The sequence below is a fragment of the Citrobacter sp. C5_2 genome, assembly GCF_014596845.2.
Taxonomy (GTDB): Bacteria; Pseudomonadota; Gammaproteobacteria; order Enterobacterales; family Enterobacteriaceae; genus Citrobacter; species Citrobacter werkmanii.
The window spans coordinates 1,647,720-1,671,957 of sequence record NZ_CP115032.1; the positions used below are offsets into that span (position 1 = coordinate 1,647,720).

The window sequence follows — 24,238 nt, forward strand, 5'->3', positions numbered from 1 at the left end:
CTCAGCGCCGATGCTGGTCAGCAGGCAGAAAAATCGCCATTAAACCCGCCATGATGCACAGTACCCCAACCAGCGCCTTCACTGAAAATGTGCCCTGCCAGCCGGGCAGAATCATGGATGCGATCCAAACCAGAACATAGCTCAGGCTGAGCAGGGCATAAGCCTTGCTCAGGGCGAGCTGATGCAGGGCCTTATGCCAGCAAATTACCGACAGTAAATATCCCGCCAGCCCACTAAAAAGAGCAAATGCGCCAGCGTTGAGGGCGAATACGGCGGATAGAAATTTCAACGGTTGCAGCATCGGCGGCAGGTTATCCATCGCAAAGCCGAGACTCAGTTGGGCGGCCGAGGTGATAATAACGCTACATAATCCCCAAAAAATGCCCATTACACCGCGCTCCCAAGAATGAATATGCCGGTGATTATCAGCCCCACACCCAGCCAGTGGCGCGTTGCGACCGGTTCGCGCCAGATTTTCCAGGCGGCCAGCGTCACCCAGACAAAATTCAGGCTCAGCATGGGATAGGCGATGCCAACAGGGATATTCTGCAACACCGCCAGCCACAGCAGCATAGCCAGGCCGAGGCTTGCCAGGGCCAGCCCAATCCATTGCGTAATATGGCGTTTTCGCCTGCCTGATGGTACCGGACGGGTTGCCTGCTTCTGGCATAACTGTCCGCATACGCTGAGCAGGCTGGCGAAAACTAAGACTATCCAGATCATTTCGGTCGATACTGAATCAGGACCAGGCGCCCCTGATTATCGATATAATCAGCGGGAGGAATGGCTAGTTGATTAATATCTTCATTCTTATCAATCGAGAGCACGAGGGTAATATTTCCTTGCTGACGGTGTTGGGCTAACCAGTCGACAAAGTCCGTCCGACTGACAAAGCGCCCCTGGGCATCCGGATAGTTGAGGCCGTATTTCAACTCGCCTGTTTGTCCGTATAGCATGATGTCGTCACGCTTCAGGCTCCAGGCCAGCCCCGCGGCGACGCCAACGCTGTCGGTGAGAATATAGCGGCTGGATTCCAGCGACTCTTTGGTCATCTCGACAAAAAACTGCGGTTGTTTAGATTCCATGACCCGATCGGGAATGGAGAAGCCAAACAACAGTGCCAGTCCTAATGGGCAAAACGCGGCAAATTGCCAGTTCTTCTCGCGGTTATTTAACGTATACCAGCCAAAGAGCGTCCAGGTGAGAAAAATACCCCATGCACAAAAAACCTTATAGGTTTCGATATGCGACCAGACAGGCGTTTTCAACGGTCCCAGCGTGGAAACAATAAACGTGGCGATAATGCCCGCCACACCAAACAGAACGTTGATCCAGCCATTCACACGCAGCGCGGCTGAACCTTTTTGCGCGGCCTGCAGGCCGAACCGCGCCGTTAATATCGCCAACGGCGCGAAGCAGGAAAGAATATAGGTCGGCAGTTTTCCTTTTGCGATGCTGAAAAACAGGATCGGCATGATAATCCAGCTTAGCAGGTATAGCGCGCTGCACGAAACATCGCGTTCCCGCCAGCCCGTGCGCAGCGCGCCGGGAAGCAGCCCGAGCCACGGTAACGCGCCAGCCAAAAGCACGGGAATGTAGTACCAGACAGGGGCTTTATGTTGGGCATCATCCTGGGCGAAGCGTTGAATGTGTTCGACCCAAAAGAAATAATGCCAGAAGTCCGGCTCACGCTGAGCAATCGCAACTCCCCACGGCAGCACAATCACGACGCAGCCGACGACTGCCAACAGGCCGTAGATGATCAGGTCTTTCCAGCGTTTTTGCACGAAAACCCACGGCAGTACGCTGAGCACAGGAACGGCAAGCGCCAGGAAACCCTTGGTCATCACGCCCATGCCGCAGGTTAGCCCTAACAGCAGAAAGGCGATGATTTTGCGTGTTCTGGTCGTGGCCTGCATCCCCACCCAAAAGCAGCACATGCCCGCCATCAGCCAGAGTGCGATCATAGGATCGAGTACCGCGTAGGTGCCGATGCCATAGACCGAAAAAAAGGTTAAAAAGATGACTGAAGAGAGTACTGCGGTACGCTTATCCTGCCATATTCGCATAGCAAGCCAGGCTACCAGTAGCGCAGTCAGCAAGGTGGCAAAAATCGCCCCCGCTCTGACGCCAAAATTATTGGCGCCAAACAGCCATTGCCCGATGCTGTTCAACCAGTATCCGGCAATCGGTTTTTCAAAATAACGCAGTCCTAAAAAGTGCGGAACGATCCAGTCGCCAGAGGTCAGCATCTCCCGACTGATTTCGGCATAGCGCGTTTCATCAGGCTGCCACAGCAGACGACTATTAATGGGGAGAATAAAATACAGCGCAATAAAAGCGACAAATGCCAGGGCGTTACGTACCGATTTCATTGTGTCATATCCACGGGTTGCTGACAGCCGATCCATCCCTCTCTGCCGGGAATTTTCCCACGCACGATCCGCCCTGTTGGCAGCGTACTGATATCGTCCGGTAGCAGATCCCCGAGCGGGCAAAACGTAATTCCCATGTCGGCAGCGCGAGTGAGCAGCTCGTCAAAATTCTGCTGAAAGGCAATACCTTCCACTTCTGCATGAATGGTGTATACCGGCGTCTCTCTGCTCATCCGGATGTGGGAGAGAATATAAGCGTTAAAGTTCACCGCCTGAACCTCCTGACCCACCACTTCATCCCATGTGGGTAATGTGACAGGAATTTGCGGCGTACCTGCTTTCCCGGACGCCAGCACAGGACGGAATAACGACGTTCCCCGACAGTCGCTGTTATAACGCAGATGGAATGTTTCTTTGGCATGGACGACGCGGTCGTCGGCACGCCATCCGGCAACGGCGGAGCAGGTAACGGGCTGATTGATGATAGCTTCAAGGGCGGTAATGCCACGTGAAATATCGTCAATCAGCTCTTTGTCATTCCAGTTTCCGCTTCGCGCCTGCCAGGCATGGTGATCCCAAGCATGCAAACCGGTTTCATGAAGCAGGGCGGTTTGCGCAATCATTGCCGCATTGGCCTTGCCGATCTCTTTTCCCGGCCATGCTGTACCCGCCAGCAAAATATCCCACCCGTAGAGCGATGCTGCGTTTGAGCGCAGCATCTTCCACAGAAATTGTGGCTTCACAAGACGCCAGAGATGGCGTCCCATGTTGTCAGGTCCCACGCTAAAGAAAAAACTTGCCCGAACGTTATGTCGGTTCAATGTCTCCAGCAGGCGGGGCACGCCTTCGCGCGTCCCCCTGAACGTGTCGACATCAATGCGCAAGCCAACTTTGGTCATGATATGTGTTCCGTGATATCCACACTGCGTAAGAAGAAGTCCAGCGTCTCTTCTACCGTTTCCTGCATCTCAATGGTGGGTTCCCAGTTCAGGCAACGTTTTGCGTTGCGAATATTGGGCTTACGATGCTCAACGTCCTGATAACCTTTACCATAGTAGGTGCTGCTTTCGACGTCGCGGAAACCGGCAAACGGCGGAAAATGCTGACGTAATGGATGTTTTTCAAAGCAGGAAAGCAGCATTTCTGCCAGTTCCTGAATACTCGCTTCGTTCTCCGGGTTACCAATGTTGATAATCTCGCCGTCACAACGTCCGCCTTCATTTTCAATAATGCGGTACAGGGCTTCGATACCATCGCGAATGTCGGTAAAGCAGCGTTTTTGCTTGCCGCCTTCAATCAGCTTAATCGGTGAGCCTTCCACCAGATTGAGAATCAATTGGGTAATGGCGCGTGAGCTGCCGATTCGCGCGGCATTCAGACTGTCCAGACGCGGTCCCATCCAGTTAAACGGACGGAACAGGGTGAAGCGCAATCCCTCTTTTTCGCCGTATGCCCAGATCACACGGTCCAGCAACTGTTTGGAAACGGAGTAGATCCAACGCGGTTTATTCACCGGACCGACGATCAGATTCGAGCTGTCCTCATCGAAGACTTTATCAGTACACATGCCGTAGACTTCGGACGTTGACGGGAAAATGATGCGCTTACGGTACTTCACGCAGTAGCGAATGATTTTCAGGTTCTCTTCAAAATCAAGCTCAAACACGCGCAGTGGGTTACGGGTATATTCGATTGGCGTGGCGATCGCGACCAGCGGCAATACGACGTCGCATTTTTTCACATGATATTCAATCCATTCGGAGTGAATACTGATGTCGCCTTCAACGAAATGGAAACGCGGATGTTGCAGGAAACGCCCAATGGCGTCGCTGCCAATATCGAGTCCATATACTTCGTAATTGTCTTCTTGCAGCAGGCGCTCGGTCAGATGGTTACCAATGAAGCCGTTAACGCCGAGGATCAGCACGCGAGTACGACGTTTGCTGCTGGTAACTGACTGGCTGTTCAGACGAGAACCGGGTACGAGGCCCAGAACCTGCGCCAGCTGTGAGCCCTGCATTGCAATACCATCGCCAGCTTGCCCGGTAATAATCTCCAGTGCGCCATCGACACAGGCGATCAGCAAAGGCGACACGGAGATGACGGTGCCCGGTTGGGCTGCAAGGCTATTTGTGCAAACACGCGACGACCAGACGGTGAACTTTTGCGTGCCGACATAGCTAAATGCGCCCGGCCACGGATCGCTGACGGCGCGGACCTGGTTATGCAGCTCCGCGGCGGGTTTGTTCCAGTCAAGGAAGCTATCTTCCGGCGTGCGGCGGCCAAAACAGGTAGCCTCTGCTTCCTGTTGAGGGCGCTCTGCGTAATCCCCCGTTTTAATCGCGGGCAGCGCCTGTTCCAGCAGGTGACGCGCAGCCTGGCACAATTTATGGTGCAGCGTTAACGCCACATCATCCGGAGAGATAGCGACAGACTGCTGGGCGATAATAGCGCCGGCATCCGCGCGTTTGACCATGCGATGAAGCGTGACGCCGGTTTCGGTTTCGCCATTGACCAATACCCAGTTCAGCGGCGCGCGGCCGCGATATTTCGGCAGCAGCGAACCGTGCAGATTAAATGCTCCCTTAGGCGCAAGACTGAGGATCTCCTCACTCAGTAAATGGCGATAGTAGAACGAGAAGATAACATCGGGTGCCAGTTGGCTAATGCGCTCGATCCACAAAGGATGATTAACCTCGTCCGGGGCGTAAACCGGAATACCGGCGCTGGCGGCGAGGCGGGAAACAGAGCCAAAAAACGCTTTCTCACCCGGGTTGTCGGTGTGGGTAAAAATTGCGGCGATTTCATAACCTGCATCCAACAAGGCCTGGACACCCTGACATCCCATATCGTGATAGGCAAATACGACGGCTTTCATGCGCGGTTTTCCTCGGTTGACTGCGTGGTTTGTGGGCGAATAACGTGTTGAACAAAATAGCGGGGGCGGGCGCGGACATCGTTATAGATGCGACCGATATATTCGCCGAGTAAACCCATGCCAATGAACTGTGCGCCGATAAAGGTAAACAGGACGGCAAACAGCATGAATACCCCTTCCGCGGCCCACTGCGGGCCGAGCGTCAGGCGCAACACAACAAGCAGAACGGACAACGTAAAGCCCGTGGCGGCAATCACGCTGCCGAGCAGGCTCAACATACGTAACGGCGTGGTGGTCAGACAGGTCACCAGGTCATACATCAGGTTGATCAGACGCATGAAGCTGTATTTAGAATCACCAAATTCACGCTCTGCATGGTGTACCGGGATCTCCGTGGCGCGACGGGCAAAAATGTTGGCCAGAATCGGAATAAAGGTGCTGCGCTCCTGACAATGCAGCATGGCATCGACAATATGGCGACGGTAGGCGCGTAGCATGCAGCCGTAGTCGCCCATTGCTTTACCGGTAGTACGCTGAATCAGGTGGTTGATCATGCGCGAGGCGGTTTTACGAAATACGCTGTCCTGTCGGTTCTGGCGTACCGTTCCGACCACATCGAAGCCTTCATCTGCGGTGGCGACCAGCCGGGGGATCTCCTCCGGCGGGTTTTGTAAATCGGCATCCAGCGTGATGATCAAGTCACCGGTGACATGGCTGAAACCGGCCATAATCGCCGAGTGCTGGCCGTAATTGCGGTTCAGCAGAATAGAAACAATATGGCTGTTCGGCGCCTGAGACGCGTCCATCATCAGTTGCGCGGAATGGTCGCTGCTGCCGTCATCGATCAGCAAGATTTCATACTCTTTGCCCAATTTTTCGCAGGCGGCGCTGGTACGTCTGATTAGCTCTGGCAGGCTTTCCTGTTCATTAAAAACGGGAATGACCACCGAGACTTTTTTGATCGGTGTTGCTTCAAACATGGTTATTGTCCTGCAATCTCGCGAAGTGCCGTAATAACTCGCTGGGTGTCAGTGGCGGTCATATCGGGGAACAACGGCAGCGAGCAGATGCGTGCGCTATTCCACTCTGTATTGGGCAGCGAAAGCGTGGTGAAGCGTTCGCGATAATATTTTTGCGTATGGGCCGCACGAAAATGCAGACCGGTGCCGATATTTCTGGCCTTCAGCGCTTCCATTAAGGCATCTCTGTTCAGGCCACAGCGCGCTTCGTCAACACGAATGATAAACAGATGCCAGGCGTGAACGTGAGACCACTGGGGCAGGCTCAACGGTTGAAATGGCGTATCGGCCAGCGCCTGTTGATACTCCCGGGCAATTTGTGCGCGGCGTGAGTTCAGTTGCTCCAGTTTCTTCAGCTGGATCAGCGCGATGGCGGCATTGATATCCGTGAGGTTGTATTTGTATCCTGGCGCCAACACTTCAGCCTGCGGCGCGCGGCCGTAGGTTTGTCGATCAAAAGCATCAACGCCCAGGCCGTGAAACTTCAGACTGCGAAGCCGCTGGGCAAGCTGGCCGTCGTCGGTAACAATCAGCCCACCTTCCGCACAGGTAATATTTTTGATGGCGTGAAACGAGAAAATAGCGGTGCCGTGCGCGCCGACATGACGATTCTTATATAACGTCCCTACGGCGTGCGCCGCATCTTCGATGATCGGAATGCCATAGCGCTCGCCAATGGCATAAATCGCGTCAAGATCGGCCGGGGCGCCTGCGTAATGTACCGGAACAATCGCTTTGGTTCTCGGCGTGATGGCCGCTTCAATCTGCTCTGGCGTGACCATGAGCGTATCACGATCAACGTCGACCATGACCGGCGTCGCACCCAGCAGGACAATCATATTGAGGGTAGAAACCCACGTCATTGATGGCGTGATGACCTCATCGCCCGCACCAATGCCCAGCGCCATTAGCGTGATGTGCATTCCAGCGGTGGCGGAGCAGACGGCGACGGCATGCTGATTTCCCGTGAGCTGGCAGAAGGCTTGTTCCAACTGCTGATTTTGCGGGCCGGTGGTTATCCATCCCGAGTCCAGAACCGCCTTCACTGCGGCAAGTTCTTCAGCTCCCATCGCCGGGCGAGAGAAAGGCAAAAAGTCAGACATCATTATTCCTTCAAGCCATTTAACGCCACCGACGTTTTATTTTTCGCGATAAACAGGGGCGTCGTTAATTATTTATCAGGCTTCAAAGGTTAATGACTGAAGGTTAATTTATCCTTAAGAGTTTAAGGTTCGAGATATAAAGAAAAATAACGGTGTTTTTAATTTATTGTTTTGAAATTAAATGAATTTTACAGAAATGGCGTGGCGTAAACGGCATTGCTGGTTGCTGTAGCCAGGTCAATGCAATGCCGCAATTCAGGAAGGTATTTTATGTCGCTATTAGAATGATAATTTACAGTAATCCTTTCAGGGTTAACGTTTTACGCGTGGCGACATTTAAGTCGTACGTGCCGAGATCTTCCGGTTTAACCCAGGCGAATGCCTGAAACTCTTCGTTAATGTTCACTTCACGATTCGCCGCGACACAATCAAAGATGAGGTAAATCATGTAAATCTCTTCCTGGCTGCCATCGGCATAGGTTTTGGTGCGAATATCATCACTGAAGGTCCAGGGGGTAATTTCTGACAACACGAGCTGTTCGCCCAGTTCTTCCCTTACTTCCCGACGCAAAGCCTCTTCAATGCGTTCGCCCGCTTCAACACCGCCGCCAGAAAGCGCCCACTGGCCGGGGAAAACGCCACGGTCATCAGCCATTTTGCACAGTAAATAACAGCCATTATTTTGAATTAATGGACAAACAATCGTTCTTTGGCGCATAGGTTGGGTCCTTGTAGGGGATGCTGAGAATTCCATTGTGTACCCATCTTACCTTTTGCTGGCGGCAGAAAAAACGCTTCCGTGACGTTTAACCCTGCTTTATCAGGGGAGAAGGGGATGTTTGTTGAAAACGGGGGCCTGCTATGTCGATTCTGCAAATAGCCCTGGAATTTAACCTTAACTCAAACTTGTAAGTAGTATTTGGTTACAATATGCCATTGCATCGCTTTTTTAGCTCATTGATTCCTTGTCATCTGGCAGTACAATTCCTCGGTTTTGGGGCTATGTTTTGATTCTTGCTGGAAAGGATAGAAAATGAAAAAAAGTTTAATGTTGGGTTTTGCCGGAATGCTGTTTGTTTCCGCATCGGCGAGCGCAATTAGCATTAGTGGCCAGGCGGGCGAAGATTACACCAACCTTGGGTTTGGTATGGGGACTGAATCTACCGGACTGGCGGTCAGCGGTAACTGGATGCATAACGATGACGACGGCGATGCAGCCGGTCTGGGACTGGGTCTGAATATTCCACTTGGTCCGTTGCTGGCAACCGTCGGAGGGAAAGGTATTTATACTAACCCTAATGATGGTGATGAAGGCTACGCGGCGGCAGTTGGTGGCGGTTTGCAGTGGCCGATTGGCGATAGTTTCCGCCTGTTTGGCGAGTACTATTACTCTCCTGATTCGCTTTCCAGCGGTATCGACAGCTATGAAGAAGCCAATGCCGGTGCGCGTCTGACAATTATGCGCCCGCTGAGCATTGAAGCCGGTTATCGCTACCTGAACCTGGCGGGTAAAGATGGCAACCGCGATAACGCGATTGCTGATGGTCCGTACGTTGGGGTTAACGCCAGCTTCTGACATTTCTGGCGCGGCGTTCAGTCGCGCCTTCCCCCCTCCATGCGCTATAGTGTTTTCATCATAAAAGCAGGAGAACACGATGTTAAACGTGGAGATGCTATCCACCGGGGATGAAGTGTTGCACGGACAAATCGTCGACACCAATGCCGCCTGGCTGGCTGATTTTTTCTTTAATCAGGGATTACCGTTAACCCGCCGTAATACGGTAGGGGACAATCTTGACGATTTGGTCGCTATTCTACGTGAGCGTAGCGAACACGCCGATGTGTTGATCGTTAATGGCGGTCTGGGGCCGACCAGCGATGATTTAAGCGCGCAGGCGGCGGCAACGGCAAAAGGCGAGGGGCTGGTATTGCATGAAGCCTGGCTGGCCGAGATGGAGCGTTATTTCCGCGACCGTGGCCGCGTGATGGCGTCGAGCAACCGCAAACAGGCTGAGCTTCCTGCCAGCGCTGAATTTATCAATAATCCGGTCGGCACCGCGTGCGGGTTCGCCGTGAAGCTAAACCGCTGCCTGATGTTCTTTACGCCTGGCGTGCCATCGGAATTTAAAGTCATGGTTGAGCATGAGATTCTGCCGCGTTTGCGTGAGCGTTTTTCTCTGCCTCAACCACCTCTCTGCCTGCGATTAACCACCTTTGGCCGTTCCGAAAGCGATCTGGCGCAGAGTCTGGATCCGCTGCCTTTGCCGCCGGGAGTGACAATGGGTTACCGCTCGTCGATGCCGATTATTGAGCTGAAGCTGACCGGGCCTGATTCCCAACGAGACGCCATGCTGGCGCTGTGGCCTGAAGTGAAGCGGGTTGCCGGGCAGAATATGATATTCGAAGGTACGGAAGGTTTGCCGGCGCAAATCGCCCGCACATTGCAGGAGCGACAATACAGTCTGACGCTGAGCGAACAGTTCACCGGTGGCTTAGTTGCACTCCAGCTCTCTCGCGCTAATGCTCCTCTGCTAGCGAGTGAAGTGGTTCCACCTCAGGAAGAAACGCTGGCGCAAACGGCGCACTGGATTACCGAGCGACGCGGCAAACACTATGCCGGGCTGGCGCTGGCAGTATCGGCATTCGAAAGCGAACATATTAACTTTGCGCTGGCAACCCCGGATGGGACACATGCCTTGCGCGTAAGGCTTAGCGCTAATCGCTACAGTTTGCCGATTCGTCAGGAAGTTTGCGCGATGATGGCGCTGAATATGCTGCGTCGTTGGCTAAACGGCCAGGATATCGCCAGCGAACACGGCTGGATAGAAGTGGTTGAATCGCTGACGATTTAAACATTGATTGGGAAGGCTACAAATCTTCCCAACCTGACTCACTCTGTAACATCGCCAGGCAATAGCCCGGTAATTAACTGAACCAAATTATGATCAATTCCATTTTCCAGCATCATGCGAGCGATACGTAAGGCTTCTTCTTGCGTACCTTTTTGCACTCCCTGTTCTAATCCTTGCTGTATCCCTTCTTGTAGGCCATGGTGGTGGCCTTCTTGTCTTAGCCTCTCTGCGATCGTCATCAACCTCTCCTTGTGATGGGGGGAACGTTCGGCAACCTCATGGATAAATGCGCTGACGTGAGAAACATTGCCGTATCGTAGCAGGTAATTTAATAGCGTTTGCAGCTGGCTGTCATTAGCGGTGCTTGTAACTAAAAGCGAGACCAGACGGTCCACCAGCCCCATCAAATCACGATCGCGAATATGTTTTTGCATTAATTCAAGCAACGCGACGCGCCGATGCTGCGCAATCTCATCGTCCGGTATTACGGTGATGTCCACCAGCGGGAAAGCCTCTGAATACAGTTGCCGTGCCAGCTGCGGACAGTCAAATTCATCCAGCCAGTTGAGTGACCAGGGGTAGGGACTTTGCTGGCCGTGATAAAACAACATGGGAACGACCAGTGGCAGCGTTTTATTTCCAGCATCAAGATGATGCTGCATCGCCGCAATGGCATAACGCATCAGGCGAAATGCCATTGCTGTACCGCTGTACTCTGATGTTCAATAACACAATAAATATAACCCTGGCCTTCGCGGGTTTTTAACGACCACAATACGTCGGAATAGAACGCGCGGAGATCCTGTTCGATAAAACTGCCGGGCTCCAGCTTCAGCGTTTGCAAATCGCACATTTCACGTAATGCTGGAGGAAGGTGAATATCCAGAAAATCCCGAGCCATCTCAGGGTAAGACATTATCTTCTTAAAAACGGCATCATGCGGTGTAGCGGTGGTTGATTCATCCATGGTAGTCCGTCACCTGAAGGAGAAGATGGCATGACGGTACTCACTTTTAATCAGAGCTGCATTGGGGGATTTGGCTATTTGCGTGAGTGAATCAGAGATAAATACGCCCGATTGCAACGTATTCAGATAGGCGGAACAGAGTACGCAAAAATGCCCGGTAACAAACGCCACCGGGCAACAGAGTTAACCTAATGCTTTGGCAAGCAGGGTGATCGGATGTTCACAGCGAAGGCTTGTAGACATCTCTATCTGCCATTTACAGGTTTCACAGTCGGTGACAACGATATCGGCACCGCTTTCTTCAATCTGGCGGAATAACGGTGCGCCAATCGATTGTGACGTCGGGTAGTTTTCCTTTTTAAAGCCGTATGTTCCGGCGATTCCGCAACACTGAGAATCTAACACCGTCAGCTCCAGTCCCGGAATTTGGCGCAGCAGCTCCAGCGTGTAGAGCGTCCAGCCCATTTTCTCCATATGGCAAGGCGTGTGATAGACCACTTTCAGCGGTAGCGTCTTCAGCGGCAACGTTTTGCCTTCATCCAGCTTGCGCCACAGCCAGCGGGTCGCCAGCTCAATATGTTCGCGCAGGCCGGTGTTGTCGACGTCCAGCACTTCCGGGTACTCATCGCGGAGTGCAAAGGTACAGGTTGATGAGGTGGCGATCACCGGAATACCTTTCCCGTCAATTGCTTCCCTGAGCGAGGCCACGTTGCTGACCGCCTGCTTGCGCGCTTTATCGGTAAAGCCGTTGGCGATCAGCGGTACGCCGCAGCATTTCTCTTTGCTCAGCAGCTGTACGCCGGTTCCCATGGCGTTCAGGACCTTGATCAGGTCTTTACCGAGTTGCGGATGGTTGTAATTAACAAAACAGCCGTGGAAAAAGGCGACCTGCTCCGGATACTGCGCCTGCTGTGCAGCAACGCTGCGATACCAGCGGCGGAACGTACCAAAGGAGTATTTCGGCAGCGTACGGCGATGGTCGATTTTCAGCGCGTAGTCCAGCAACTGGCGTACCGGTTTCAGCGAGGTGGCGGTATTCACTATCGGCGCGAACGGGGTGGATACACTTCCCATTAAATCCGTATGGCTTAAAACAAAATTACGCAGCGATGGACGCGTAGTGTCATATTTGGCGCGCGCACGCTGGATGATATCGCCAATTTTCACATCTGACGGGCATGCCACTTCGCAGCGCTTACAGTTGATGCAGTATTTCAGCGCATCGTCGTATAACGCGCCATCTTTCAGACGCAGACGCTCGCCGTCCGGTCCGGCCTGTTTTGGGCCAGGGTAGCCCGGATTGACGCGGCTTACTGGGCAGGCGGTGGTGCACACCGTACACTTGATACAACTTTCAAAACGTGTGTCGCTCATTGCTGTCCTCCTGCACGTTTCGCAATGTCATGTGCGGCGTGTAAGGCGCTGACTGCACATACGCCGCCTCCGCAACCCTCGGCAATAGGGTCAAAACCACCGAGAACAGAACCGATGGCATACATGTTCTCTACCGTTTTCCCCGCCAGCGACGGGCGCAAAGTGGCATCGGTTGTGACGCCAAACTGTTGCCACGGTTGCGGATCGAAGACATCACGCTGATACCACTCGGCGCGGGTGGCGGTTTGCTGTACATCCAGTCCGAGGATCGGTTCGTGAATGGCCTCGCGCGTGGCGACCAGACCGCTGCTGAAAAAGCTGCCGCTGGCGAGCACGGCGAAGCGTGGACGCAACGGGATATCGGCATGGTTACGGGTCCAGACTTCACTGACGACGCCATCCTGACAGGTGATTTTCTTCACTTCATCACCCGGCATCCAGACACCGCCCTGGCGTACAAACTGGCGCTGTAATTTGTTGTGCAGACGCATACCCAGTACCGAAGGCGGTAGAGTCGGTAACAGCGTCAACGAGCAGGGCAGGCGCTCGTTAAGCCAGTGCCAAAGGCGCTCATCCGCCAGGCCGAAACAGGCTGGCATAATAATCATGTCGCAGGTTTTTGCCAGTGGCAGTAAAGCATCATAGAGCAGCGACCATTTATCTTCGTTGTCCAGCAGGCGCGCAATATTGACAGCGCGAAACTCGGTTGGATTATCACGCAGGACATCCAGTTCAGGCAGATCGATTTCCGCCGTCTCGACGCTGAGATTGCGCTGGCGCAGCGAGGCCGCGGCGAGATGCGCCTGAAAATCCAGTAAACCGCTGATACCGACAACGCAGATACGCTGTGCGGACAGTGGCCACACTGGAACTTCTGGGGAACTTAACCAGGTTGAGCGCAGGGTTCCCAACGGGGTTACGCGTTGATGTGACTGGCGTACTTTGCCCTGCAAATGCGTTCCGCATTCTTCCAGCAGATCCTGCGCCTGCTGGGCCAGTTCCAGGACGTTCTGTGTTCCGATGATGCTATACGGATGCGTGGGCGCCTGAGTACGCAGCGCATTCAGACCGGCTTCTATCTCCATCACCGGTTGACCATCGGGCAAGTTGCTGAGCAAATCCAGTGAGCCGGAGGAAAAATGCAAGGCGCTTTGGCCGCGCGTGACAATCGTACAGCGCAACCCGCTTTTTTGCAGTTGCAGGCCGCACAGCAGTCCTGCCAGGCCGCCGCCGATAATGACGGTATCAAATTTCATCCTGGTGCTCCTTTTCCAGACCGCACAATCCCTGATAGACCCAGCGCGTGAATTCGCTTTCGCGCAGCGCGTCGCCCCAGGCGATAGGCTGCACGCCTTTCCAGCGCTCGTTGAGGAAATCGGAAAGCTGGGTAATAGATTGCGCAGCGGTGGTGACATTAAAACGTTGCAGCAAACCTGCGGCGCGGCAGGCGCACAATTCGCCCTGGCAGGTCCCCATACCAACGCGGGTACGGCGACGCAAATCCAGCAGGCTGTTGACGGTTAAATTCTCGACGGCGTATTGCACTTCGCCCGCAGTGACCGCTTCACATTCACAGACCAGGCTACGGTGCTGACGACCTTCGCTAAGCCACGCCGGGGTGCGATCGCCGTGACGGTAGACCGCCGAACCGCGCAACGGCGCGGGCAACGAAATTACGCGTTTCAGCGTGTGCTCGGTGGATTCCTGCGAGCCGGGCAGCGCGGTGTCTGCGGTGGTGCAAGGTTGAGAATTGCCCAGCTTACGGCAAACGGCATCGGTGGCCCATTCCGCCATCAGACGGTAGGTCATCAGTTTGCCGCCGGTAATGGTGATAAACCCATCCAGTCCGTCACGTTCAGCGTGATCGAACAGCACAATACCGCGGCTGACGTTACGACCGCTTGGATCGTCGTCGCTGGCGACCAGCGGTCGCACACCGGAGTAGGCGCGTAAAATGCGCGTTTTCGCCATAATCGGCGCCAGTTTCTCACCTTCGCGCAGCAGAATATCGACCTCTTCTGCGGTGACGCGGTTGCTGTCGATATCGTCGTAATCAATGTGCTGCGAGGTGGTACCAATGAGCGAAATGGTATCGCCAGGCACCAGAATATCGGCGTCAGAAGGTTTACGGCAGCGATTAATGACATGCTGGTTTATGCGATGATCCATAATCAGCAGCGATCCTTTGGCCGGGAACATCCGGATACTCAGATCGGCATATTCGGCAATGCGCTGGCCCCAGATCCCGGCGGCATTCACCACCACCGGCGCATGCAGGGACTGCATCTCACCCGTCAGATGATTGCGCACGTTAACGCCGCAAACCGTTGTCCCTTCGCGAATCAGCCCCGTCACTTCATGGGCCGTTAAGATAACCGCGCCATGCTCACGCGCATCCAGCATGTTGGCGGCGGTTAAGCGGAAGGGATCGACCGTACCGTCGGGCACTTTGACCGCGCCAATCAGCTGTGGGTTGACGGAGGGTTCGATAATGCGCGCCTGCTGAGGGTCAATCGCTTCTGCGCGAATACCGGCCTCTTCACAGGCGCGAATGAAGGTAGCCTGGAAGGAGAGCTCATCCTCCGGCAGGGTAATAAACAGACCGTCCGTCGGCTCAACGCAATGACGGGCGATACGTTTCAGAATCTGGTTTTCGCTGATGCACTCACGGGCAGATTCAGCGTCGGTGACGGCGTAGCGCGCACCGCTGTGCAGCAGGCCATGGTTACGTCCGGTCGCGCCCGTGGCGATATCGTGGCGTTCCACTAAGATGACGCGCAACCCGCGCAGCGCACAGTCGCGTGCGATCCCTGCACCTGTTGCTCCTCCACCAATGATAATCACGTCACTTGTTTGCGAGTCGCGAGTTTTCATTGTTTTTCCTCACAGTTCGTTTTTTATCATTTAGCCACATAAAAAACATGGATTGTTTGATTTCGCGCATAATCGCTCATTATTCGAAAATGAAACGTGATTTCGTGCGCCTTTATGAACATTTGTCATAAATCTGTAACAATTTGTGCTGCGTTTCACATTTTTGTTAGGTATCTTTCCTTAACATCGCGGCCACACTGGAAGCGGTAGGGTAGTAATGACGAACTGCAGTGTTTACTTCGAATGAAAGACGGCCACGGAGGCTACGCTATGTTGAGTATTTTTAAACCAGCGCCACATAAGGCGCGTTTGCCTGCTACGGAGATCGATCCGACATATCGTCGATTGCGTTGGCAGATTTTCCTGGGGATTTTCTTTGGTTATGCCGCGTACTATCTGGTACGTAAGAACTTTGCCCTGGCGATGCCATATCTGGTTGAGCAGGGTTTCTCTCGCGGCGATCTGGGTTTTGCCTTGTCCGGTATCTCCATCGCTTACGGATTTTCGAAATTCATCATGGGGTCCGTTTCGGATCGCTCGAATCCGCGCGTTTTCCTGCCAGCAGGTTTGATTCTGGCTGCCGCAGTGATGTTGTTTATGGGCTTTGTGCCGTGGGCGACATCGAGCATTGCGATTATGTTTGTGCTGCTGTTCCTCTGCGGATGGTTCCAGGGGATGGGGTGGCCGCCGTGTGGCCGTACCATGGTGCACTGGTGGTCGCAGAAAGAACGTGGCGGCATTGTTTCCGTCTGGAACTGTGCGCACAACGTGGGCGGCGGTCTGCCTCCTCTGCTGTTCCTGCTCGGTATGGCCTGGTTCAATGACTGGAAAGCGGCGCTGTATATGCCTGCTTTCGGTGCGATTGTGGTTGCGCTGTTCGCCTTTGCGATGATGCGAGATACGCCGCAGTCTTGCGGTCTGCCGCCTATCGAAGAGTATAAGAACGACTACCCGGACGACTACAACGAGAAAGCCGAAGAAGAGCTGACCGCCAAGCAGATCTTCATGCAGTATGTACTGCCAAACAAACTGTTGTGGTACATCGCTATCGCCAACGTGTTCGTTTATCTGCTGCGCTACGGCATCCTGGACTGGTCACCAACCTACCTGAAAGAAGTGAAGCATTTCGCACTCGATAAATCATCCTGGGCCTACTTCCTGTATGAATACGCGGGTATTCCGGGCACGCTGCTGTGTGGTTGGATGTCGGATAAAGTCTTCCGTGGCAACCGTGGCGCGACCGGCGTGTTCTTTATGACGCTGGTGACTATCGCGACCATTGTTTACTGGATGAACCCGGCAGGTAACCCGAACGTTGATATGGCTTGTATGATTATCATCGGCTTCCTGATCTACGGCCCGGTCATGTTGATCGGTCTGCACGCGCTGGAACTGGCGCCGAAAAAAGCGGCGGGCACGGCAGCAGGCTTTACCGGACTGTTCGGTTATCTCGGCGGTTCTGTGGCGGCGAGCGCCATTGTCGGCTACACCGTTGACTTCTTCGGCTGGGACGGCGGCTTTATGGTGATGATTGGCGGTAGCGTGCTGGCGGTCATTCTGCTGGTGGTCGTCATGATTGGTGAAAAACGTCACCACGAAGAAGTACAGCTGAAACGTAACGGGGGCTAATTAATGAAAACCACATTGAAAAGTCTCAGCGTGGCGCTGATGCTGGCTGGTATGGTTGTTAGCAGCGCGGCGGTCGCCGCCGATAAAATCGTGATTGCGCATCGTGGGGCAAGCGGTTATTTACCGGAGCATACGCTGCCCGCGAAAGCGATGGCCTATGCTCAGGGCGCGGATTATCTGGAGCAGGATTTGGTAATGACCAAGGATGACCATCTGGTCGTCCTGCATGACCACTACCTGGACCGCGTCACCGATGTCGCTGAGCGTTTTCCGAATCGTGCGCGTAAAGATGGACGTTATTACGCCATCGACTTTACGCTGGACGAGATCAAATCGCTGAAATTTACCGAAGGCTTTGATATCGAGAATGGCAAAAAGGTACAGACTTACCCTGGGCGCTTCCCGATGGGTAAATCTGATTTCCGCGTGCACACCTTCGAAGAAGAGATAGAGTTCGTTCAGGGACTGAATCATTCAACCGGTAAAAACATCGGCATTTACCCGGAAATGAAGGCGCCGTGGTTCCATCACCAGGAAGGGAAGGACATCGCAGCGAAAACGCTGGAAGTGCTGAAAAAGTACGGGTATACCAGCAAAAACGACAAGGTTTACCTACAGTGTTTTGATGTCGCGGAGTTAAAGCGCATTAAAAACGAACTGGAACCAAAGATGGGGATGGATCTCAATCTGGTGCAGTTGATTGCGTACACTGACTGGAATGAAACCCAGGAGAAAAAGCCGGACGGTAGTTGGGTTAATTACAACTACGACTGGATGTTTAAACCGGGTGCCATGAAGCAGGTGGCGCAGTATGCGGACGGCATTGGGCCGGACTACCACATGCTGGTTGATGAGAAGTCGAAAAAAGGCAATATCTCGTTAACTGGCATGGTTCAGGACGCGCATCAGAACAAGATGGTGGTGCATCCTTATACTGTTCGTGCCGATCAGCTACCGGATTACACCACTGACGTAAACCAGCTGTATGACATTCTGTATAACAAGGCGGGCGTTGACGGGTTGTTCACCGACTTCCCCGACAAAGCAGTCAAATTCCTGAATAAAGAGTAATGGCACAAGGCCTGTGATGCACCTCCGGTCACAGGCCTTATTGGATAACGTTATAAACTGTTAGATAAGGCCGTCTGCTGTCAACGTTTCCATACAAGCCTGCAGGAGAAATAAAGGGCTGCCGTCCACCGGCGGCTCTTTTGCCAGTAACGATATCTGTCGATAGAACGTCGGCTCCAGCGCCACCGAGCGTATCTCCCCGCCAACGGCTTTCAGCGTTAACTCCGGTAATAACGCAATACCCAGCCCCTGACGAATAAAACTCATCGCGGTATCCGGATGGTTAAATTCGTATTTAATAACCGGCTCGATACCTTTCTCTTTAAATAGCGTCATGATGCTTAATTCATAGCGACCTTTACTGATAATCAGCGGTTCTCCCACCAGTTGTTCAACCGTAACCGCGGTATGGGCTGCCAGAGGATGGCTTTCGGGAACCACGACGGTAAATTTGTCGCGATAGACCGGTACGCAGTACATGCCGCTCACCGGAAAATGCACAAATCCGGCATCGATATCCCCACTGCGCAGGGAATCAACGATCGCCGTGCTGTTCTCTTCGAAGGGAATGATTTTGATGTGCGGATGATGCTGCTCGAAGTGGTGGATAATGCCCGGTAAAATGCAGGCGCAGGCGCTGGGAAAGCAGCCGATGCGCAGGGTTCGGGCTGGGTTTTTTCGCTCCTGCTCGGCAATTTCTTTCACCGCGTTGGTTTCTGCAACGATCATGCGCAGGTGCGGAACGATCCGCCTTCCAACCGGGGTGAGCTGAATGTCTTTACGGCGCTCGCGGATAAGACATTCGACTCCCAACTCTTCTTCAAGCACCGAAATGGCCTGGCTCACAGCGGATTGGGTCATATACAACCGCTTACTGGCTTCGGTAAAACCGCCGCATTCAAGCACGGTAAGCAGGGCGTGGATCTGGGTTAATGTCATTAGTTCCCTCTAATTAACAATATTAAAACGATTAATTTCTCTAATATGATGAATCTGTTTACACTTGCGGTCTACCGTATAAATCACATTTTGACGCACCTCTCCGTTGCTCAGTTGAGCTGAGCGTTGCCTGCGTGCGCCGTCTGGACAGGCTGTCGAATATGAAAGAAAAACTGTGGACGAAAGATTTTTGGGCAATCACGATAATTAGCTTCATTATATTCTTTGTGTTTTATGTCCTGCTCACGTTATTACCGATCTATATTTCGGATCGCCTGCACGCCACGCCAGATAAAGCCGGCTTATTGGTCACCTTCTTTTTAGGTGCCGCAATTGTTGTGCGTCCGTTCGCCGGGCAATGGGTGGGGAAATATTCGAATAAAACGATTCTGGTGCTCTCTTCTCTGGCCTTTTTGGTTGTCACTGCGCTGTATCCTGTTTGCCACTCAATTGAATCGCTGCTGTTTATTCGGGTGCTTCATGGGGTGACGTTTGGCGTCATTACCACGGTAAAAGGAACGATTTCCGCGCGGCTGATACCGGCCTCCCGACGTGGGGAGGGCATCAGTTTTTTCTCGTTGGCCATGGGGCTGGCAATGGTTGTGGGGCCGTGGGTAGGGCTGAATATGGCACGCTGGGAAGCTTTTACCACCGCATTCTGGCTGTGTAGCGCGGTTGCCGTACTGGGTATTATCCTGTCATTGATCGTCGCCGTACCGCCGGTCATCCGTCATGCCGACGGCTCAAAACCGAAGCTGGGATTTGCGGCAATGTTTGATCGCGCCGCGCTGCCTTTCGCGATGGTGACGTTTTTCATGACTTTCTCCTATGCGGGTGTTTCTGCTTTTCTCGCGCTGTATGCGCGCGAGTTGGATCTGATGGCCGCCGCCAGTAATTTCCTGTTGTGCTACGCCATTTGTCTGATGATCTGTCGAACCTTTACCGGCAACATTTGTGATAAAAAGGGGCCGAAATACGTGGTATATCCGTGTTTGCTGGCCTTTACCATCGGACTGGTGGCGCTTGGCTACACCAACGGCAGTATCATGATGATTATTGCCGGGGGATTAATCGGCATTGGTTATGGTTCAGTCACGCCGGTATTCCAGACACAAATTATTAGCTCGGTGGAGCCGCATAAAATTGGCATCGCCAATTCGCTTTTCTTCAATGCGATGGATGCGGGAATGGCGATCGGCGCGTTCATTATGGGGATGATGGTCGAGGGTGTGGGCTATCGGGCGATTTATCTGGTAGGGGCGCTGCTGGTGGTTTTAGCCGGGGCGCTGTACATTGCACAGATGAAGCGTCGCGGGGCGATGCCGTTAGTTAGCGCACACGAAGTGCACTAACCGTTACAGCTCGATTTCAATATCGCCTTTTGCCCGGCAACAGCAGGGCAATATTTCGCCCGGCTGAATAAAGGCCAGAGGCTCGGCGATCCAGTCCACCTGTCCCGCCACCAGGCGGGTACGGCAGGAACCACAGTAACCCTCACGACACTGGTATTCGACTTCAACATTGTGCGATTCGAGTGCGGCAAGCAGGGAGGGGTGTTCATCCTGGCACAGCAGCTGTGTGCCAGAGATGCGCAGAGTAACGCGGCCCATCAGAGCTGGAAGTTACTCAGATCGTCGGTATCAACCTCGGAGTCGATCTGGCCGACCAGATAAGAGCTGACTTCCACTTCCTGCGGCGCAACCTGTACGTTATCGGACACCAGCCAGGTGTTGATCCATGGGATCGGGTTAGAACGCGTCTGGAACGGCAGATCCAGCCCAACAGCCTGCATACGAATGTTGGTGATGTACTCAACGTACTGGCACAGAATATCTTTGTTCAGACCGATCATCGAACCGTCACGGAACAGATAGTCCGCCCACTCTTTCTCTTGCAGCGCGGCCTGCACGAACAGGTCGTAGCACTCTTGCTTACACTCTTCTGCGATTTCCGCCATCTCTGGGTCGTCTACACCGCTGCGCAGCAGGTTCAGCATGTGCTGTGTACCGGTCAGATGCAGGGCTTCGTCGCGGGCGATCAGACGAATAATTTTCGCGTTGCCTTCCATCAGTTCACGTTCGGCGAAGGCGAAGGAGCAGGCGAAGCTGACGTAGAAGCGAATGGCTTCCAGCGCGTTCACGCTCATCAGGCACAGGTACAGCTTTTTCTTCAGCTCACGCAGGTTCACGACAACCGTTTTGCCATTAACGCTATGGGTGCCTTCACCGAGAAGATGCCAATAGCTGGTCATCTCGATCAATTCGTCATAGTAGCTGGAAATGCCTTCCGCGCGCTTCTGGATCTGCTCGTTGGTGACGATATCGTCAAACACCACCGCCGGATCGTTGACGATGTTACGGATGATATGGGTATAAGAACGCGAGTGGATCGTTTCAGAAAACGCCCACGTTTCGACCCAGGTTTCCAGTTCAGGAATCGAGATTAACGGCAGCAGCGCGACGTTCGGGCTACGTCCCTGAATGGAGTCCAGCAGCGTCTGATACTTCAGGTTGCTGATGAAGATATGCTTTTCATGCTCCGGCAGCGCCTGGAAGTCGATGCGATCGCGGGAAACATCGACCTCTTCCGGACGCCAGAAGAAAGAGAGCTGCTTTTCGATCAGTTTTTCGAAGATGTCATATTTTTGCTGATCGTAGCGGGCGACGTTCACCGGCTGGCCGAAGAACATCGGTTCCAGAAGCTGATCATTTTTCGTCTGTGAAAAAGTGGTGTATGCCATTAATGTGAATCCTTTGTGGGATGAGCGCCGGATGCGGTACAAACACCTTATCCGGCCTACAAACCGTGCAATCGTAGGCCGGGTAAGCGTAGCGCCACCCGGCAATATTCATCAGATCTTACATGCGCCGCTTTCGCAGCCATCGTCCTGAATAGACGGCACCAGATCGTCCTGAGTATCTTCCGCGCCATCGCGGGTGTTCTGATAATACAGCGTTTTGACGCCAAATTTGTAGGCGGTGAGCAGGTCTTTCAGCAACTGCTGCATCGGCACTTTTCCTGATGGGAAACGCGTCGGATCATAGTTGGTGTTGGCGGAAATCGACTGATCGATAAACTTCTGCATGATACCTACCAGTTGCAGATAACCGTCGTTGCTCGGCATTTCCCACAGCAGTTCGTAGGCGTCGTGCAAGTGTTCGTAGTCCGGCACGACCTGACGCAGAATCCCATCTTTAGACGCTTTGATGCTCACGTAGCCGCGCGGTGGTTCAATACCGTTGGTCGCATTAGAGATCTGCGAAGAGGTTTCCGACGGCATCAGCGCAGAGAGCGTGGAGTTACGCAGGCCGTGAGTCTTGATGGACTCACGCAACGCTTCCCAGTCCAGGTGCAGCGGCTCGTCAGAGATAGCATCAAGGTCTTTCTTATAGGTATCGATCGGCAAAATACCCTGGGAGTAAGTTGTTTCGTTAAACCACGGGCACGCACCTTGCTCTTTTGCCAGCTCGTTAGAAGCTTTCAGCAGGTAATACTGAATGGCTTCAAAGGTTTTGTGGGTCAGGTTATTGGCGCTACCGTCAGAATAACGCTTACCGTTTTTCGCCAGCCAGTAGGCGTAGTTGATGACGCCAATACCCAGCGTACGACGGCCCATTGCGCCGCGTTTGGCGGCCGGGATTGGGTAATCCTGATAATCCAGCAGTGCATCCAGCGCGCGTACCGCCAGTACGGCCAGCTCTTCCAGCTCGTCCAGGCTGTTGATAGCACCCAGGTTAAATGCGGATAGCGTACACAGCGCAATTTCGCCGTTTTCGTCGTTCACGTCGGTCAGTGGTTTGGTCGGCAGGGCGATTTCCAGACACAGGTTGGACTGGCGCACCGGCGCAACAACCGGATCAAACGGGCTGTGGGTGTTGCAGTGGTCAACGTTCTGAATGTAGATACGGCCGGTAGAGGCACGTTCCTGCATCATCAGGGAGAACAGTTCAACCGCTTTCACGCGCTGTTTACGGATGCTGTCGTCGTTTTCATATTGGGTGTACAGACGTTCGAACTCGTCCTGGTCGGCGAAGAACGCATCATACAGGCCCGGGACGTCGGACGGGCTGAACAGGGTGATGTCGCCGCCTTTCAGCAGACGGGTATACATCAGCTTGTTGATCTGCACGCCGTAGTCCATATGACGCACGCGGTTGCCTTCAACGCCGCGGTTGTTTTTCAGCACCAGCAGGCTTTCGACTTCCAGATGCCACATCGGGTAGAACAGGGTGGCCGCACCGCCGCGCACGCCGCCTTGCGAGCAGGATTTCACCGCGGTCTGGAAGTGCTTATAGAACGGAATACAGCCAGTGTGGAACGCTTCACCGCCGCGAATCGGGCTGCCCAGCGCACGGATGCGGCCGGCGTTGATACCGATACCGGCGCGCTGAGAAACATATTTCACGATAGCGCTGGAGGTGGCGTTGATGGAATCCAGGCTGTCGCCGCACTCGATCAGTACGCAGGAGCTGAACTGGCGGGTTGGGGTACGCACGCCGGACATAATTGGCGTCGGCAGAGAAATTTTGAACGTTGAAACGGCATCGTAGAAACGTTTTACATATTGCAGACGCGTTTCACGTGGATAGTTAGAGAACAGGCAGGCCGCTACCAGAATGTAGAGGAACTGCGCGCTTTCATAAATCTCACCGGTGACACGGTTTTGCACCAGATATTTACCTTCTAACTGCTTCACAGCAGCATAGGAGAAGGTCATATCACGGTCGTGTACGATGAACGAGTCCATCTGCTTGAACTCTTCTTCCGTGTAGTCTTCCAGCAGATGATTGTCGTATTTGCCCATTTCAACCATTTTCACGACATGGTCGTAAAGTGCAGGCGGTTCAAACTCGCCGTAGGCTTTTTTACGCAGGTGGAAAATGGCCAGGCGGGCAGCCAGGTACTGATAATCCGGTGCCTCGCGGGAGATCAGGTCGGCGGCTGCTTTGATGATCGTCTCATGGATATCGGACGTTTTGATACCGTCATAAAACTGAATATGAGAGCGCAGCTCGACCTGAGAAATCGATACGTTATTCAGTCCTTCTGCCGCCCAATCCAGAACTCGGTGGATTTTGTCGAGATTGATGCGCTCTGTACTACCATCACGCTTTGTCACCAGCAGACTCTGATTCATGTGGTTTTTTACCTGTCCGT

The 24,238-nt window shown here is 53.5% G+C and carries 20 protein-coding genes and 1 pseudogene; 5 read left to right on the forward strand and 16 right to left on the reverse strand.

All coding sequences use genetic code 11. From position 1 onward, the window contains the following. Position 1: 1 nt before the first annotated feature. The 8 genes from arnF to nudI form a co-directional block, all read right to left on the reverse strand. Entirely contained in the window at positions 2–388 is a 387-nt protein-coding gene (arnF, locus tag ICA20_RS07915; RefSeq protein WP_038642270.1) for a 4-amino-4-deoxy-L-arabinose-phosphoundecaprenol flippase subunit ArnF, read from the reverse strand. Further along, entirely contained in the window at positions 388–723 is a 336-nt protein-coding gene (gene arnE / locus ICA20_RS07920; RefSeq protein WP_038642268.1) for a 4-amino-4-deoxy-L-arabinose-phosphoundecaprenol flippase subunit ArnE, read from the reverse strand. The genes arnF and arnE overlap by 1 nt, the downstream gene beginning before the upstream one ends. Further along, the gene (gene arnT, locus ICA20_RS07925; RefSeq protein ID WP_038642266.1) at positions 720–2,375 is read right to left on the reverse strand and encodes a lipid IV(A) 4-amino-4-deoxy-L-arabinosyltransferase; all 1,656 of its coding nucleotides are present in this window, start codon (positions 2,373–2,375) and stop codon (positions 720–722) included. The genes arnE and arnT overlap by 4 nt, the downstream gene beginning before the upstream one ends. Then, positions 2,372–3,274, reverse strand: a complete 903-nt coding sequence (gene arnD, locus ICA20_RS07930) for a 4-deoxy-4-formamido-L-arabinose-phosphoundecaprenol deformylase (RefSeq protein WP_038642264.1) — start codon at positions 3,272–3,274, stop codon at positions 2,372–2,374. Before arnD ends, arnT begins: the two co-directional genes overlap by 4 nt. Beyond that, positions 3,271–5,253 (reverse strand): bifunctional UDP-4-amino-4-deoxy-L-arabinose formyltransferase/UDP-glucuronic acid oxidase ArnA, encoded by a 1,983-nt coding sequence (gene arnA, locus ICA20_RS07935; protein WP_038642262.1) that lies wholly within the window; start codon positions 5,251–5,253, stop codon positions 3,271–3,273. Before arnA ends, arnD begins: the two co-directional genes overlap by 4 nt. After that, the gene (arnC, locus tag ICA20_RS07940) at positions 5,250–6,233 is read right to left on the reverse strand and encodes an undecaprenyl-phosphate 4-deoxy-4-formamido-L-arabinose transferase (protein ID WP_038642260.1); all 984 of its coding nucleotides are present in this window, start codon (positions 6,231–6,233) and stop codon (positions 5,250–5,252) included. The genes arnA and arnC overlap by 4 nt, the downstream gene beginning before the upstream one ends. A gap of 2 nt (positions 6,234–6,235) precedes the next feature. Beyond that, the gene (gene arnB, locus ICA20_RS07945) at positions 6,236–7,375 is read right to left on the reverse strand and encodes a UDP-4-amino-4-deoxy-L-arabinose aminotransferase (RefSeq protein WP_038642258.1); all 1,140 of its coding nucleotides are present in this window, start codon (positions 7,373–7,375) and stop codon (positions 6,236–6,238) included. Between the two features lie 292 nt (positions 7,376–7,667). Continuing rightward, positions 7,668–8,093: a nucleoside triphosphatase NudI gene (nudI, locus tag ICA20_RS07950; protein ID WP_038642256.1), complete on the reverse strand. Its 426-nt coding sequence runs from the start codon at positions 8,091–8,093 to the stop codon at positions 7,668–7,670. Between the two features lie 315 nt (positions 8,094–8,408). Between nudI and ICA20_RS07955 the strand changes: the two genes are divergently transcribed. Together ICA20_RS07955 and ICA20_RS07960 are read left to right on the forward strand one after the other, a co-directional pair. After that, complete coding sequence (locus ICA20_RS07955) at positions 8,409–8,951, forward strand: YfaZ family outer membrane protein (protein ID WP_038642254.1); 543 nt, start codon at positions 8,409–8,411, stop codon at positions 8,949–8,951. A gap of 79 nt (positions 8,952–9,030) precedes the next feature. Beyond that, the gene (locus ICA20_RS07960; protein ID WP_038642252.1) at positions 9,031–10,227 is read left to right on the forward strand and encodes a nicotinamide mononucleotide deamidase-related protein YfaY; all 1,197 of its coding nucleotides are present in this window, start codon (positions 9,031–9,033) and stop codon (positions 10,225–10,227) included. A 38-nt stretch (positions 10,228–10,265) separates the two neighbouring features. Here ICA20_RS07960 and ICA20_RS07965 read toward each other — a convergent pair. The 4 genes and pseudogenes from ICA20_RS07965 to glpA all read right to left on the reverse strand — a co-directional run bounded on the left by ICA20_RS07965 (position 10,266) and on the right by glpA (position 15,442). After that, a pseudogene (locus ICA20_RS07965) lies at positions 10,266–11,194 on the reverse strand (Rpn family recombination-promoting nuclease/putative transposase). Between the two features lie 183 nt (positions 11,195–11,377). After that, positions 11,378–12,568, reverse strand: a complete 1,191-nt coding sequence (gene glpC / locus ICA20_RS07970) for an anaerobic glycerol-3-phosphate dehydrogenase subunit GlpC (protein WP_038642250.1) — start codon at positions 12,566–12,568, stop codon at positions 11,378–11,380. Continuing rightward, positions 12,565–13,824 carry a glycerol-3-phosphate dehydrogenase subunit GlpB gene (gene glpB, locus ICA20_RS07975; protein ID WP_038642248.1) on the reverse strand — a complete coding sequence of 420 codons (1,260 nt, stop codon included), beginning with the start codon at positions 13,822–13,824 and terminating at the stop codon, positions 12,565–12,567. Before glpB ends, glpC begins: the two co-directional genes overlap by 4 nt. Continuing rightward, positions 13,814–15,442: an anaerobic glycerol-3-phosphate dehydrogenase subunit A gene (gene glpA, locus ICA20_RS07980; protein ID WP_038642246.1), complete on the reverse strand. Its 1,629-nt coding sequence runs from the start codon at positions 15,440–15,442 to the stop codon at positions 13,814–13,816. The genes glpB and glpA overlap by 11 nt, the downstream gene beginning before the upstream one ends. 270 nt (positions 15,443–15,712) lie before the next feature. Here glpA and glpT point away from each other — a divergent pair, with 270 nt between their 5' ends. Both glpT and glpQ read left to right on the forward strand, forming a co-directional pair. Then, a complete protein-coding gene (glpT, locus tag ICA20_RS07985; RefSeq protein ID WP_038642244.1) occupies positions 15,713–17,071 on the forward strand; it encodes a glycerol-3-phosphate transporter in 1,359 nt (452 codons plus the stop codon). A 3-nt stretch (positions 17,072–17,074) separates the two neighbouring features. Further along, positions 17,075–18,142: a glycerophosphodiester phosphodiesterase gene (glpQ, locus tag ICA20_RS07990; RefSeq protein WP_038642242.1), complete on the forward strand. Its 1,068-nt coding sequence runs from the start codon at positions 17,075–17,077 to the stop codon at positions 18,140–18,142. A gap of 60 nt (positions 18,143–18,202) precedes the next feature. On the opposite strand, the gene ICA20_RS07995 is transcribed toward glpQ, so the two are convergent. Beyond that, entirely contained in the window at positions 18,203–19,081 is an 879-nt protein-coding gene (locus ICA20_RS07995; protein WP_038642240.1) for a LysR family transcriptional regulator, read from the reverse strand. Between the two features lie 161 nt (positions 19,082–19,242). Between ICA20_RS07995 and ICA20_RS08000 the strand changes: the two genes are divergently transcribed. Next, positions 19,243–20,433: an MFS transporter gene (locus ICA20_RS08000; RefSeq protein WP_038642238.1), complete on the forward strand. Its 1,191-nt coding sequence runs from the start codon at positions 19,243–19,245 to the stop codon at positions 20,431–20,433. Between the two features lie 3 nt (positions 20,434–20,436). On the opposite strand, the gene yfaE is transcribed toward ICA20_RS08000, so the two are convergent. The 3 genes from yfaE to nrdA all read right to left on the reverse strand — a co-directional run bounded on the left by yfaE (position 20,437) and on the right by nrdA (position 24,218). Further along, on the reverse strand, positions 20,437–20,691 hold the full coding sequence (yfaE, locus tag ICA20_RS08005; protein ID WP_038642236.1) for a ferredoxin-like diferric-tyrosyl radical cofactor maintenance protein YfaE: 255 nt from the start codon (positions 20,689–20,691) through the stop codon (positions 20,437–20,439). Beyond that, positions 20,691–21,821 carry a class Ia ribonucleoside-diphosphate reductase subunit beta gene (nrdB, locus tag ICA20_RS08010; RefSeq protein ID WP_038642234.1) on the reverse strand — a complete coding sequence of 377 codons (1,131 nt, stop codon included), beginning with the start codon at positions 21,819–21,821 and terminating at the stop codon, positions 20,691–20,693. Before nrdB ends, yfaE begins: the two co-directional genes overlap by 1 nt. A 111-nt stretch (positions 21,822–21,932) precedes the next feature. Further along, on the reverse strand, positions 21,933–24,218 hold the full coding sequence (nrdA, locus tag ICA20_RS08015) for a class 1a ribonucleoside-diphosphate reductase subunit alpha (protein ID WP_038642232.1): 2,286 nt from the start codon (positions 24,216–24,218) through the stop codon (positions 21,933–21,935). Positions 24,219–24,238: the final 20 nt, after the last annotated feature.